Annotated in this window: 10 protein-coding genes and 2 pseudogenes; 10 read left to right on the plus strand and 2 right to left on the minus strand. The window is 42.7% G+C overall.

Annotated elements, in window-relative coordinates:
- Positions 1-343 precede the first annotated feature (343 nt).
- From NBH01_RS25950 to NBH01_RS25985, 8 genes and pseudogenes are all read left to right on the plus strand, one after another.
- Positions 344-658 (plus strand): annotated as a pseudogene (locus NBH01_RS25950) (helix-turn-helix domain-containing protein).
- Complete coding sequence (locus NBH01_RS26850; RefSeq protein WP_008764032.1) at positions 645-857, plus strand: DUF3876 domain-containing protein; 213 nt, start codon at positions 645-647, stop codon at positions 855-857. Before NBH01_RS25950 ends, NBH01_RS26850 begins: the two are co-directional and overlap by 14 nt.
- Positions 858-1,471: 614 nt before the next feature.
- The gene (locus tag NBH01_RS25960) at positions 1,472-1,816 is read left to right on the plus strand and encodes a helix-turn-helix domain-containing protein (protein ID WP_005643643.1); all 345 of its coding nucleotides are present in this window, start codon (positions 1,472-1,474) and stop codon (positions 1,814-1,816) included.
- Positions 1,800-3,845 carry a bifunctional DNA primase/helicase gene (locus NBH01_RS25965; protein WP_117830143.1) on the plus strand — a complete coding sequence of 682 codons (2,046 nt, stop codon included), beginning with the start codon at positions 1,800-1,802 and terminating at the stop codon, positions 3,843-3,845. The genes NBH01_RS25960 and NBH01_RS25965 overlap by 17 nt, the downstream gene beginning before the upstream one ends.
- Before the next feature lie 12 nt (positions 3,846-3,857).
- Positions 3,858-4,211, plus strand: a complete 354-nt coding sequence (locus NBH01_RS25970) for a helix-turn-helix domain-containing protein (protein ID WP_005643639.1) — start codon at positions 3,858-3,860, stop codon at positions 4,209-4,211.
- A gap of 331 nt (positions 4,212-4,542) precedes the next feature.
- On the plus strand, positions 4,543-6,099 hold the full coding sequence (locus NBH01_RS25975) for an Eco57I restriction-modification methylase domain-containing protein (RefSeq protein WP_117830145.1): 1,557 nt from the start codon (positions 4,543-4,545) through the stop codon (positions 6,097-6,099).
- Between the two features lies 1 nt (position 6,100).
- Entirely contained in the window at positions 6,101-7,039 is a 939-nt protein-coding gene (locus NBH01_RS25980; protein ID WP_005651602.1) for a BsuBI/PstI family type II restriction endonuclease, read from the plus strand.
- A gap of 16 nt (positions 7,040-7,055) precedes the next feature.
- Complete coding sequence (locus tag NBH01_RS25985) at positions 7,056-8,594, plus strand: SIR2 family protein (protein ID WP_117830142.1); 1,539 nt, start codon at positions 7,056-7,058, stop codon at positions 8,592-8,594.
- A gap of 108 nt (positions 8,595-8,702) precedes the next feature.
- On the opposite strand, the gene NBH01_RS25990 is transcribed toward NBH01_RS25985, so the two are convergent.
- Positions 8,703-8,867 carry a DNA methylase gene (locus NBH01_RS25990; RefSeq protein WP_250700366.1) on the minus strand — a complete coding sequence of 55 codons (165 nt, stop codon included), beginning with the start codon at positions 8,865-8,867 and terminating at the stop codon, positions 8,703-8,705.
- 197 nt (positions 8,868-9,064) lie between these two features.
- Between NBH01_RS25990 and NBH01_RS25995 the strand changes: the two genes are divergently transcribed.
- Together NBH01_RS25995 and NBH01_RS26000 are read left to right on the plus strand one after the other, a co-directional pair.
- On the plus strand, positions 9,065-10,390 hold the full coding sequence (locus tag NBH01_RS25995) for an ATP-binding protein (RefSeq protein ID WP_117830141.1): 1,326 nt from the start codon (positions 9,065-9,067) through the stop codon (positions 10,388-10,390).
- A 39-nt stretch (positions 10,391-10,429) separates the two neighbouring features.
- A complete protein-coding gene (locus tag NBH01_RS26000; protein WP_117830140.1) occupies positions 10,430-10,936 on the plus strand; it encodes a DUF6650 family protein in 507 nt (168 codons plus the stop codon).
- A 335-nt stretch (positions 10,937-11,271) separates the two neighbouring features.
- Here NBH01_RS26000 and NBH01_RS26005 read toward each other — a convergent pair.
- Positions 11,272-13,584: pseudogene (locus NBH01_RS26005) on the minus strand (helicase-like domain-containing protein); the annotation flags it as partial.
- Positions 13,585-13,722: the final 138 nt, after the last annotated feature.

The raw sequence follows: 13,722 nt of genomic DNA on the forward strand, positions 1-13,722 counted from the left end.
TACGCTGTTGACGAGACAGGATTTCAATGAATTCTTCTTTACTCATTTTTTGCATAGTCTTTTTTCTGGCAAAGATCGAGACTTAAAGATACAAAGACAACGGGTACTTTATCGGGGGCTTACTATTGAATAGTGCTTCAAACAATTAGTTCATAATTTTTTTCATGAACTGGTGAGTTCACTATTTTAACTTCCATAGATTCTTATGTATAACTTTAGAAGTTAGACATTAGTAGCTTTACCATGCCACTTTCAGACAGTTTTGAAATCGACTCTTGATTCTTCTTTCATTTGCTGGTGAAATAGAATCAACACGTTTTATAAATCATTAAAAATTAAATGTATGGAAGTAGTAACCATTGAGAAAAGAACATTTTCGTATATCTGCGAAAGGTTCACGGAGTTTGCCAAGCGGATAGAGAGTTTATGTAGTACTCATACTCAGAAGGTAGAAAACTGGCTAGATAGCCAGGAAGTGTGCCTGTTGTTAGGTTTTAGTAAGTGAACGCTGCAATATTACCGAAGTAGTGGACGGCTGGCTTATTCTCAAATCGGCAGCAAGATTTATTATAAATCTTCCGATATCGAAAGAATTATTGCGGACAGTGAAACACAGAATCAATCACCCAAACAAATCACGCCTTATGAAAAGAACTAAAGAAAATTATCCATTCTTCAACCTGTTTTCCATTGTCGGTACATGGGAAAGCATTAATCTGAATCCTACGGTTATCATCTACCGAAACGACAGAGACTATCTTTTTTCTATTATATATGTATCTTACATCGTTTTTAAAGTTACAAAACTATGTATTCTCTTCCAAAGTAAGTCTATGCAAAAGGCTATGAATCAGTGATAAAGATGCAAATTCGTGGGACTTTTTCGAACTAAATTTTAGTCCCACGATTTATCCACCGATAATATGCTTGAAACGGCTATTTTCTGCTACCTGCGAGAAAAAAGAAATCCCTGATAACAACTGATTATCAGGGATTTGCTTGATTTTTCTTTTGTCTTTCAGTGATCCGCCTGGGGCTTTCACCGTAGCGGTCTATATCTTTGATTTATAAGCTCTTGTAAACCTTAAAAAATTGTACCGTAACGAATTAGTAACGATTTATAGGAACGCTTGTTGTCAGTGAGAGGCATTCGTTTGTCAGCCGTTCTCTGATACCGCAAAGATAGGGCATTACTTTTTATTTTCCAAACATTTGATTATTAAATCTTTAAAAAAGATCCCCAGTGCAAGGGGCGAACCTATATATATGGATAGGTTTGCCCCTTGCACCGGGCGGATGCTGCATCAGTCCTACAGCCTTGCCGTCCGCCTCGATACCGCCATTTATGTGAAGCGGTTCCCCCTCCTTTTTCGCTGAACCGAAAAAATCATGGTGTAGTACACGTATAGTATCCCATGCGCTGCCTTTTATTGTTATTCTTTTGCAGCAAACATTAAAAATTAAGTTTGTTATGGAAGTTATTACATTTGAAAGTGAAGCGTATAAAGCGCTTGTAGGGAAGATTGAAAAAATCGCCGGGTATGTAGCCGAAGCGCAGCTGCCTTCGGAAGAAAAAAAGGAGGCTTGGCTGGACAGCAACCAACTGGCGGAAGCGTTGGGAATCAGTACACGTACATTGCAACGCCTGAGGGATGAAAACCTGATCAGCTACTCCATGCTGCGTGGACGGTGTATGTACAAGCTGTCGGAGGTCGAACGCTGTCTGGAAGAGCGTACCATTCGGTGCAAGCCTCAAACATTGGAGGATTTTCGCAAGAACTACCTAACGAGAACCGGCAATGATAAGAAAGGATGATATACTGAAAATGACGGAAAAGGGCATTTCCGTATTCCGCTATTACCTGCCGGTGGACTTCAAGGTGGGAAAGAACTTCCTGAACCCTTTTTATAAGGATACGAAGGCTTCGTGCAATATTTATTACGAACGCAAGGCAGGTGTATTTAAAATGAAGGATTTCGGGAATGAGGATTATTCGGGGGACTGCTTTGAACTGGTGGGCAGGCTGAACGGCCTTAGCTGCAAGGAGCCTAAAGAGTTTGTCGAGATCATGGAAATGATAAACCGTGATCTGCATTTGGGGCTGTCCACACATGAGGAATATCATGTGAGCCATAGCAAAGTCCCCCAAAAGAGTGAAGTGGTATCGGAAGAACCGAAAGCGAAAAGCGTCCGGCCTTATACTGTCGTGCAAAAGCCCTTTACGGCTGCGGAACTTGCCTTTTGGAGCAAATCGGGAATCGGGGAAAATGTTCTGAAAGCGTACCGGACGGTGTCGCTGAAGAAGTTCAGCAGCGAGAACCAGGAAAGGAAGCCTTTTTCCTGCATGACAAGCGTCGATGAACCGATGTTCGGATATATGGGGAAACAGCATATCAAGGTTTACCGTCCGTGTTCACAAATGCGGTTCCTGTATGCTGGTGATTTTGGCGACAACTACTGTTTCGGGCTGGAGCAGCTGCCGGCAAAGGGTGATCTGCTCTTTATCACAGGCGGGGAAAAGGATGTGATGAGTCTGGCGGCACACGGCTTCCATGCGATCTGTTTCAATTCGGAAACGGCTTTTATCCCTGCGGCTGTCATACACCGGCTTTCATTCCGGTTCAAACATATCATCCTCCTCTATGATGTGGACAGTACCGGGCTGAAAAGCTCGGCGAAGCGTGAAGAGGAGCTGAAGGAATACGGGGTTAAACGATTGTTGCTCCCGCTTGCCGGTACAAAGACGGAAAAGGATGTATCGGACTACTTCATGCTGGGGAACAGCCGTGAGGATTTGATAAAGCTTTTTCTGGACTATCTGGAAACCTTATACAGTGAAACCATGTCGGCATTGAAATCCTGCGAGGTGGATTTCAACAACCCGCCTCCCATTGCACAGATGATCGTATCGGTAAATGACGTGCCTCTCGGAACTCAAGGCAACCTGCTTTGTATCACCGGCGGAGAAGGCACGGGAAAAAGTAACTATGTGGCGGCACTGATTGCCGGTGCTATCCGTCCCACCGGAACGGATGTGGATGCGCTGGGCGTTACGCTCCACGAAAACGGCAGGAACAAGGCAGTACTGTTCTATGACACGGAACAGAGCGAAGTACAGCTGTATAAGAATATCAGCAACCTGCTGCGGCGATGCGGACGTGAGGCGATGCCGGAATGGTTCAAGGCGTATTGTCTTACGGGAATGAGCCGGAAAGAACGCCTGCTTTCCATTATCCAGAGCTTGGACAAGTACCATTATCAATACGGCGGTGTTCATCTGGTGGTGATAGACGGGATTGCGGATTTGATAAAATGCGCCAACGATGAAGCGGAGAGCATAGCCGTCGTGGAAGAACTGTACCGGCTGGCCGGTATCTACAAGACGTGTATCGTTACGGTACTGCATTTTATCCCCAACGGGCTGAAGCTGAGGGGACACTTGGGAAGCGAGTTGCAGCGGAAGGCTGCGGCGATCCTTTCCATAGAGAAGGACAGCGATCCGGCCATATCGGTGGTGAAGGCTCTGAAAGTAAGGGATGGAAGTCCGCTGGATGTGCCTATCATGCAGTTTTCGTGGGATAAAGAAAAGGCCATGCACGTCTATCTGGGCGAAAAGCCGAAAGAGGAAAAGGACAAGCGCAAAGAGGATGAGCTTGTAGCGGTGGCCAAAGAGGTATTCAGCCGGAGGCGTTTTGTTACTTATGTGGAGCTTGCGGAAGAAATCCAGTCGATACTGGAAGTGAAGGAGCGTACGGCGAAAAGCTACATCAGGTTCATGCGTGAGAAAGAAATCATTCTGAAATCATCCGATAACCAGAGCTATTATGTTATCGGGAACTTTTAAGGAGGAAAGCGTATGTTAGTAGATAAAACGGAATTTGAAGCATGGATGGAACGTATCATGGGTGAGCTGTACCGCATCTCACGGAAGCTGGACAAGGCGGAAACGAGGGAAAAGCACCTGAACTACCTGAACGGAGAGCGTCTGTACGACAATCAGGAAGTATGCCTGTTGTTGCGCATCAGCAAACGCACGCTGCAACGATACCGGAATAACGGGGTGTTGAAGTTCTATTCGATATATCACAAGACATATTACAAGGAGTCGGACTTGCACGAGTTCATCCGCAACAACTTTGACGAGAACGAGATAAAACGGCAGGCACGTGAGGACAAACTGTCCGAGAGCTATCCGCTGCCGAAAGAATAAGTCCATGTTTTTGCTTTGTACCGGTGAAACTACTGCCGTGAGGCAGGAAATCCCAAACTGCGTATTGGTGTTTGTCATGGCAATGACTTCATACAGTTGTGAAACAGGATGAAGTTTCTTTTCTTGTTCGAATGGTGATACTCCAAAGGACAGCGGTCCAGAGGGGTATCATTTTTTATGTGTACACCTAAAAATATTCCAGTTTCGTGGCGTAAAAACCGGAATATGAAAAGTTAATTCCCTCAATACTCAAGTATCTATCATGATTCTGCAAAAAAAGAAAAATACATTCATAAGAAGAATCCAAAGGTTTTTTCCTAATTTTGCAATTATGAATATAAGTTGGTCTGAAATAAAGCCTTATGAGAACGAGCTGCCTACTAACTACGCAGATAGAATAGGCAGGTTATATACTGATACTGTTACTGCTGCTTTCAAGAAAAGTAACGGTCAGTTTTTCACACCGGTATCTATCGCCTATTTTATGGGTAAACAAATAAGTGTGAATAAGGATTCTGTCTCCGTATTAGATCCGGGATGTGGAACTGCCATATTATCATGTGCCATGATTGAGAATCTGGTTTTGCAATCAAAAGTAAAACAGATAGAGTTGGTTACATACGAAACCGATGAAAATCTTATACCGGGATTACAAAAAGTTCTGGAATATATAACAATATGGGGGATGCGCCATAATGTCCGGATTGATTGCCGTTCATATTGTGAGGACTTTATTTTATCCAATTATTCAGTATTATATTCTGATACGATTTATGGCAGGGCTGAGAGTTTGCAGAAATATGATTTGATCATATCCAATCCTCCCTATTTCAAACTTTCCAAAGAGGATAAACGGGTGAAAGCGGCTCAATGCATTATAGACGGACAGCCTAATATATACTCTATATTTATGGCCATATCAGCTTTATTGCTTGCGGAACAAGGTCAGATGATTTATATAACCCCAAGAAGTTTCACTTCGGGAAGATATTTCCGTTTGTTCCGTAATTTCCTGTTTAAGCATATACAGATAGATTTTGTCCACCTTTTCAATACCCGGAAAGATACGTTTTCCAAAGATAATGTGCTTCAGGAAACAATTATAATGAAATGTTCCCCTAAAAAGGGGGCAGATTATAATGTCGTTTTATCATACAGTGAGGGGCTTTCCGACTTGGCCACCCCTGCAATCAAAGAAGTACAGCGGAAAGAAATCATTGACCTTACCTCAAAAGAATTGATATTGCATTTGCCGGTCAGCCTTGAAGACGAGAAAATTATCAGGCTGTTCAAATCATGGGATGGCAACCTGAACAAATATCATATCCAGATTTCCACCGGCCCGGTTGTAGCTTTTCGTTCAAAGGAACAATTATGTGAAACCTCCGGAGAAGGAACAGCAGCACTATATTGGTTGCATAACGTAGTAAAGATGCTGGCTGATCATCCTGTCGTAAAGGAAGGAAAACCTCAATTCATCCATATAAATGAAATGTCTGTATCCACCTTGTTACCTAACAAGAATTATGTTCTGTTGCGACGTTTCAGCTCCAAAGACGATAATAGCCGGTTAATTGCCGCACCTTATTTTGGAAACATGACTTCCTGCGCACATGTAGGAATCGAAAACAAACTGAACTATATCTATCGTCCCAAAGGACACTTGAACCGTATGGAGGTAATGGGGATAGCCGCCTTATTGAATAGTGACTTGTTCGATAATTATTTCAGAACATTCAATGGAAATGTAAATGTCAGTGCTACGGAATTGAGGGAGATGCCCATGCCTCCCCTTGAAGTCATTGAAAGTATCGGAAAAGACCTGATTGCCATGAATGATTATTCTATGGTGAACGTAAATAAGATTGTAAACAAATATTTTATGTAATATGAGTAAAATAAGTGATGCACAAGATATATTGTCAGTGTTGGGTTTGCCTCCGGCGCAGCAGAATGAAATATCCGCTTTGACTTTACTTGCATTATGCGGATTAAAGGAAGAAGACAACTGGGCGGATGCCACCCGCAAGAGCTTAAAAATAAGCAAGGATATTATGGCATTTGTCAATGAGAACTATAAAAAAGAGCAGCCGTATGCCCCAAATACACGGGAAACTTTCAGACGGCAGGTGCTTCATCAGTTCTTGCAGGCACGTATCGTAGATTATAACCCGGATAATCCGGCTTTACCGGTGAACAGTCCAAACGCCCATTACAAACTGACAGAAGAAGCCTATGAAACAATAAAATCATACAATACCCAAGAATGGGAAATAAAAGCCCAAAACTTTAATGATGCGGTAGGGCGATTGATTGAAGAGTATGAGAAAAGCCGTGAGATGGAAATGATACCGGTTACTATTGAAGGTAAGGAATTTAAACTGTCTCCGGGCAAGCATAATGAAGTACAAGCGGCGGTCATTAATGAGTTTGCACCTCGTTTTGCGGCAGGCGCAAAAGTCCTTTATATCGGTGATACTGCCAATAAAGACCTTTATTGTAACAAGGAGCTTTTAAAAGAAATTGGCATTCCGATCACAGAACACAGCAAACTGCCGGATATTGTCATTTATGACGGTAATAAAGAGTGGCTATTCCTAATCGAAGTGGTTACTTCGCATGGGCCGGTATCTCCCAAACGTGTAATCGAGCTGGAAGATTTCACGAAAGAATGCAAAGCGGGGAAAGTATATGTTACTGCTTTTCCTGATAGATCAGAGTTCAAGAAACATGTGGCTGATATTGCATGGGAAACCGAAGTTTGGATAGCGGAGAATCCAGACCATATGATTCATTTTAATGGAGATAGATTTATAGGGCCAAGATAGTAAATTTGTATTGAGTATGACAAAAGAAGAACTTATAGGAATAATTAAGAATAAGAAAAGTGCTCCTTTTTTATTTCTTGGATCGGGATTTACAAAACACTATTTAAATACCCCTACATGGGAAGAATTATTATCAAGATTTGCATCTAAACATATTAACGCATATTATACGTCATTAGGGACTTATGATTTATCTGTCATTGCCTCTGAAATAGCAAAAGAAGAAAATAAATCCTTTTGGGATTTACCTAATGATAACAAATTCAAGCAGTCATTTCAAGACAAGGCAATAAGCACAAGTAGTGTGCTTAAATATAAAATTGCAACTTTCTTAAAAGAGCTAACACATAATAGTATTCCAGAAAAATACACAGAGGAATTAGAGCTTCTTAAAACGATTAATATAGATGGAATAATAACAACAAATTGGGATGACTTAATAGAAATATTACTTCCTAAATTAACTAAATATGTAGGGCAAGAAGAGTTGATATTTTCATCCGTTCTTAATATTGGAGAAATATATAAAGTACACGGCTGTGTTTATCAACCTGAAACAATGGTTTTAACAAAAGAAGACTATAATGGATTTAATGATAAAAACACATATTTAGCAGCTAAATTAATAACAATATTTATAGAACACCCAATTGTCTTCATAGGTTACTCTATAAATGATAGCAATATAAAGGAAATATTATCATCTATAGTAAAATGTCTTAATCAGGAGAAAATTAAGAAGCTGCAAAATAATTTATTCTTTGTAGAATGGAATCCTGATGAAAACTCTGATTTTATGATTCAGCCACATGATATTACTATGGAACATGGGTTTATTTTGCCTGTCACTCGTATTATTACCCATGAATATAAACCGGTATATGAATGTTTAGCAACATTTGAAAGAGGAATACCTACACATTTGTTACGTTTATATAAGAAACAATTCTATGAAATAGTCTTCTCTGAAAAACCGGAAAAACAATTATATGCTTTACCCGGAAAAGATATAGATGTAACGCCTAATATTCAAGTTGTTTATGGTTTTGGAGCTATTGATAAATACAAATCTGCAGTAGGATATACCGGATTAAAGGCTATTAATCTATTTAGAGATATAGTTGATAATAATGGAAATTATGAACATGAAATAATATTAACTAAGACAATACCAGAATTACGTAAAAATACAAAGTTTATTCCTTGCTATAAATATTTAAAGGCGGTTGGCATAATAAGTGATGAAACTTATAACAATAATAAATTAGGTGTGAATTTTCCTCTTAATAAGAAAGAAGATTTTTATTTTTATTCATTTCGGGAGGATGAAAAGAAAAAAACTATAAATGAAGCTATTGAAGATTATGCAGATGCTATTTGGAAAGTATGCGCTTTAATTCCCTATTTAGATATAAAAGATGAAGAACTTGAAATTTTACATGATTTTATATCAAAGAATTTCAATGACTTTTTAGTACTAAAAAAGAAACCTGATTATTCTACTTATTTTAAAAAATTAATATGTTTTTATGATTGGAGAAAGTATGGTTGGTAAAAATTGAAATAGAAAGGCTTACTATTATGCGTATAGTATAAACCCCACCCCGCCGGCTTCCCAAGAAACAGCAGAGTGGGGTTGTTTTTATGGCTTCGGTTACAGGAGCTATAACTTCAGCTTGGGTTTGGGCTTTTCGGGGCGGTCAGGATCGGGATCGTCCTTGTTGCCGGACTTGGGAACGCCTCCGATGACGAGCTTGCCGCCAAGTGCTCCCATTGCCTCTTTGATGCTGATGCTTTTGGGCATTTTACTTATTTTGAGTGGCGTCAAGAAACTGATTTAGTATAATACGGTATCGTAAATGAGTTGAAATGTTAAGTATTTACTCTTTTTTGGTTTTCAGTGCTTTAATCATATTATATTCTCAAAATTATTAGTAACTTTGCTATTGCTTACAAAATTTACCGCCGTAAATTTTACAGTGGTAAACTTTGCAGTAGTGAAATCGAACATAAAATGATAAGGATATGAAATTCTACAATAGAGAAAAAGAGTTAGCATCATTGGAAAAGGTTCGCCAAGTATCCTTTTCCGTGCATTCCCAAATGACTGTCCTTACCGGTCGGCGACGTATCGGCAAGACCAGTCTTATATTCAAGAGTTGCGAGGATACTCCTACGGTGTACTTGTTTGTCAGCCGAAGCAATGAAACAGATCTCTGTCTACGATTTACTTCCGAGATCCGGCAGGCACTTGATATTTATGTACCGGAACTTACCAACTTTGCAGAAATGTTCCGCTTCTTAATGGATTTGGGAACACGGATGGAATATAATCTGGTTATAGACGAATTTCAGGAGTTCTATTACATAAATCAAGAGATTTACAGTTTGATGCAGGATACTTGGGATCGACTGAGGAAACAGAGCCATGTCAATCTTATCGTGAGCGGTTCGGTCTATACCCTTATGAATAAAATCTTCAGGGATTCAAAAGAACCGCTGTATGGCCGTGCTGACAGTATCATGAAGTTAGCTCCTTTTACTACTTCCGTATTGAAAGAAATCATATCGGATCATAAGGCCGACTATACTAAAGATGACTTGTTGGCACTCTATACCTTTACCGGTGGTGTCCCAAAGTATATCGAGCAGTTTATGGACAATGGATGTACAAGCATGGAAAGCATGGTCGATTTCATGTTGCAACCCGATTCATCCTTTCTGACTGAAGGACAGGCTTTGCTGATACAGGAGTTCGGAAAAAAATACGGTAATTACTTTTCTATCTTATCAGCAATCTCCAATGGTAAGAACACCCTGCCGGAAATGGAAGCGGTTATGGGTGGAATGAGTCTGGGCGGACAATTGAAGAGATTGGAAGAAGACTATAATCTGGTAAAGAAGAAACGGCCCATACTCTCCAAAGAGGGTTCCCAGACAGTCCGTTATGAAGTTTCGGATATGTTTTTGCGTTTCTGGTTCCGGTATTTTATCAAGTATCAAAATTATATAGAGATACAGAATTTTGAACGCCTGGCAGATATTATAAAAAAGGATTATCCGACATTCTCCGGTTTGGCTCTGGAAATGTATTTCCGCCAACAGATGATGGAAAGCAAGGAATTTGCAGATATAGGCTCTTGGTGGCAAGGCAAGAATAATAAAGATCAGGATGAAATAGATATTGTCGGACTATATGCGGAAGAGAAAAAAGCTCTGGTGGCAGAGGTGAAAAGACAATCCAAAAATTTCAAGCCGGATTTGTTTGCACTCAAAGTAGAGGAATTACGGAAGAAAGCCTTGTTTAAGTATGAGATAGAGAGCAGGCTTTTTTCAATGGAAGATATGTGATTTATAAATTAGTTATAATCAAATATTTAAGAAGACAGAATGAAATTTAAAGCGATTTTGAATAGATTGACAGGATTAAGTTGTCCTATATTTGGTATATCTTGGAATCCTATAGAATCTGAGATTATAATAGCAACAAGAATTATTCGTTACTTAGAAAACAGGAGAGTTCTTTTTAATCCGAGTGAAATGGAATCTCCAACATATTGTGTTAAATCTGCCATTCAAATACGAGAATATCTTACATCAGAAATGCAAAATATGAATGCAAACTCAAAATTATTTGAGTTTGTTAAAGCAATGAGGATAGCAGCCCGAAAGTTTACTGACAGAATGGAATTTAAAAAAGATAAAGATTTTCTATATAAGGCCCAGCACTGGGATCATTGGGCAAGTTGGACTTTTGCTTCTGCTTTAGGTGAAATGAGAGGAACGTTTGGCAATATGATTGCTCAGATAGCTGCCGCATATGGATTGGATGTTGAAGATGAATTAGCATCAATTATTCCTGATTCAGAACATGATGATGAAGTCGAAAAAGCTTGATATATTTATAGTCTATTTTATGATACCACCGAATTCGCATTAATTACAGAACTCTGTTTAGATTGTGATTAATCAACCTTTATTATCACAATAAATAATAAACGGAGAAAAATAAGGGCATAAAAAAACCGCATTTACGGTAATGCGGGCAACCAAGTCTTTCGTTCTTCGAGCGATGACACTGCAAATATAGATATTCCTTTTGTTCTAAACAAGGGTTTGAGTATGTATAAGGAATAATATATGTTTTTGGGGCTTATAGTATTAAACCCCACTCCGCTGTTTCATGGGAAGCCGGCGGAGTGGGGTTGTTTTTATGGCTTCGGTTACAGGAGCTATAACTTCAGCTTGGGTTTGGGCTTTTCGGGCCGGTCAGGATCGGGATCGTCCTTGTTGCCGGACTTGGGGACGCCTCCGATGACGAGCTTGCCGCCAAGCGCTCCCATTGCCTCTTTGATGCTGATGCTTTTGGGCATTCCGCTTAGTTTGGGCGGAGTGCGCTGCCTGTCGGCGAGGAAGTCGGGCATCCGGTGGACATAAGGCTCGGCAGGGGGCGTGTCCTGTGTGGGGACACTGCCCGGTGAGGGACTGCCGGGCGGAGCATCGGCGACGGGTATGCCGGCGGCGGGGGCGTTATCCTGTCCGTCGGGCGTTACCGGTTGGGAGGGCACGACTTCGATCACTCCGTCGGTGCTTTTTTCCTGCGCATCCACTGATTTGAGGGAGAGCAGGATCTTGCGGTCGAGAGCGGCAAGGTCGGCCTTGAGCTGCTTCAGCTCGTCCTCCTTTTTCCAGACTTCCCCGACGACCTGTTCCAGGACGGGGAGTTCCTTCTCAATGGCTTCGTTGTCCCTCGTGTATTTCTCTATCAGGCGGGGGATGCTGTCGAAGGCGTTGATGAAGTTCTGGCAGGCGGTTTTCGGATCGACCGCCAAGCGGCCGTTGTTATAGTTGTAGAGGAAGTTGCCTTCACCACGCACGAAGAAACGGTTCTCGCAGAAGTCCAGACCGTCCTTGACGGTGGTGTCGGTCTTGACAACGATGTCGAAGCCATAGAGCGAGCCGATGACCTTCGGCTGGCCGTGCGTGCGTTCCCTGTCCTCTATCTCGTGGAGCTTGGCGGCAATCACTTTCGGATCATCGCCTGCCACGCCGTCAATCTTCAAGGGGTTGAGCCTGTTGCCCTCCTTGTCGTACTGCATACGGCTCTCGATGGCGGCCTTGTCCTTCCTGACACGGGCGATGATGTCATCGTTGCTTGCCCGGTTCGCCAGGAAAGTTTCCAGTTTGATGCGTGATTCCCCCTTGCCACGCTGGAAGGCCTTGCGCTCCCCTTCCATGCCGGCAATCCGCTTCTCCAACCGTGCCTTGTCGAGCAGGTCGGTATTTCCGGAAAGCACCGCCACGTACTCTGAGAAAGGTATGCCTCCCTTCTCGTCCATGCCTCCCTCGTCGATGGTACGGCAACCCATGTTGTTCTGCTTGAGCTGGGTGATGAAAAGCTGCTTGTTGTAAAGCAGGTTGAACTTGTAGCTGTCAAGCGACTTCTCCACTGCGTAGATTATCACGTCCACCTTGTTGTCCGCATAGAGCTTGGCCACCTCATTGCCCTTGCGGATGCCCCGGCCGTCCCGCTGCTGCAAGTCCGAAGGCCGCCACGGTGCGTCGAGATGATGGATGGCGACACACCGCTTCTGGGCGTTGACTCCAGTGCCCAGCATTTCAGTAGAGCCGAAGAGAACACGTATCTTTCCCTCGTTCATCGCCTCGATCATCGCCTTGCGCTTCTTCTCGGTCTTGGCTTCCTGAATGAAACGTATCTGGTCTTCGGGGATGCCGTGATCCTCCACCAGCTTGCGCTTGATCTCGCTGTACGGATTCCACTGGTCGGGCTTGTAGGTTCCCAAGTCCGAGAAAACGAACTGAGTGCCTTTATGCCCGGCGTATTTATTGTAATACTTCGCAATCATATCGGCGCAATGGGTGGCCTTGTTGTCCTTGTCGTCGCCGTAGGAGAGCGGATCGATGAGCCGCATGTCGAGCGACATCTTCCGGGCGTAGTCGGTGGCGATGAGCATCTTCGCCTTCTCTTCCCTCTCGTTCAGTGGCGGGCGGCCCAGTACGGTGGCATTGCCGGTCTTGGCGAACTCGATGAGCTTCTGTATGAACTCCCTCTGGTCGGGCGTCGGGGGTATGTTGTGCAGTATCTCGTTCTTTTCCGGACGGTCGATGCCGATGTCGGCTGCGGTGCGGAAGTCGGTGATCTCGGAATAGAACGAAGCGAGTTCCGGAACCTTGATGAAGTAGCGGAAACGCTCTTTCTGCACCACCTCGTTGGTGACGGAGAACTCGTAATCGACGGACTTCCGGGCAAACACCGCCGCCCATGCGTCAAAGGAGTTGATCCCCTGACGCTCCAATTCCCGGGGGCGCAGGTACTTGAAGAGCAGGTACAGCTCGGTCAGCGAGTTGGAAATGGTGGTTCCCGACAGGAAGGTGGCTCCCAGGTCCTTGCCGGTGCGCTGCTGGATGGTGCGCAGGGCGAAGAGCATGTTGAGCGCACGCTGGCTGCCCTCGCTGTTGCCCAGACCTGCCACACGGTCGTGCCGGGTGGTGAACATCAGGTTCTTGAACCGGTGCGATAAATCCGAAATTTTGGATTTGTGCCATTATCAGAACTTTCTTATTTTTTTGTTTGACATTCTAAATATATTGAAATTCAGCATCTTTTTTATATAATAAGTTCTGATTATTTTTACGGTCGTAATATGCAGGGTATAGAATAT

Origin of the sequence: Bacteroides sp. B1-V-101 (assembly GCF_023656585.1) — a bacterium.
Classification (GTDB): domain Bacteria; phylum Bacteroidota; class Bacteroidia; order Bacteroidales; family Bacteroidaceae; genus Bacteroides; species Bacteroides thetaiotaomicron.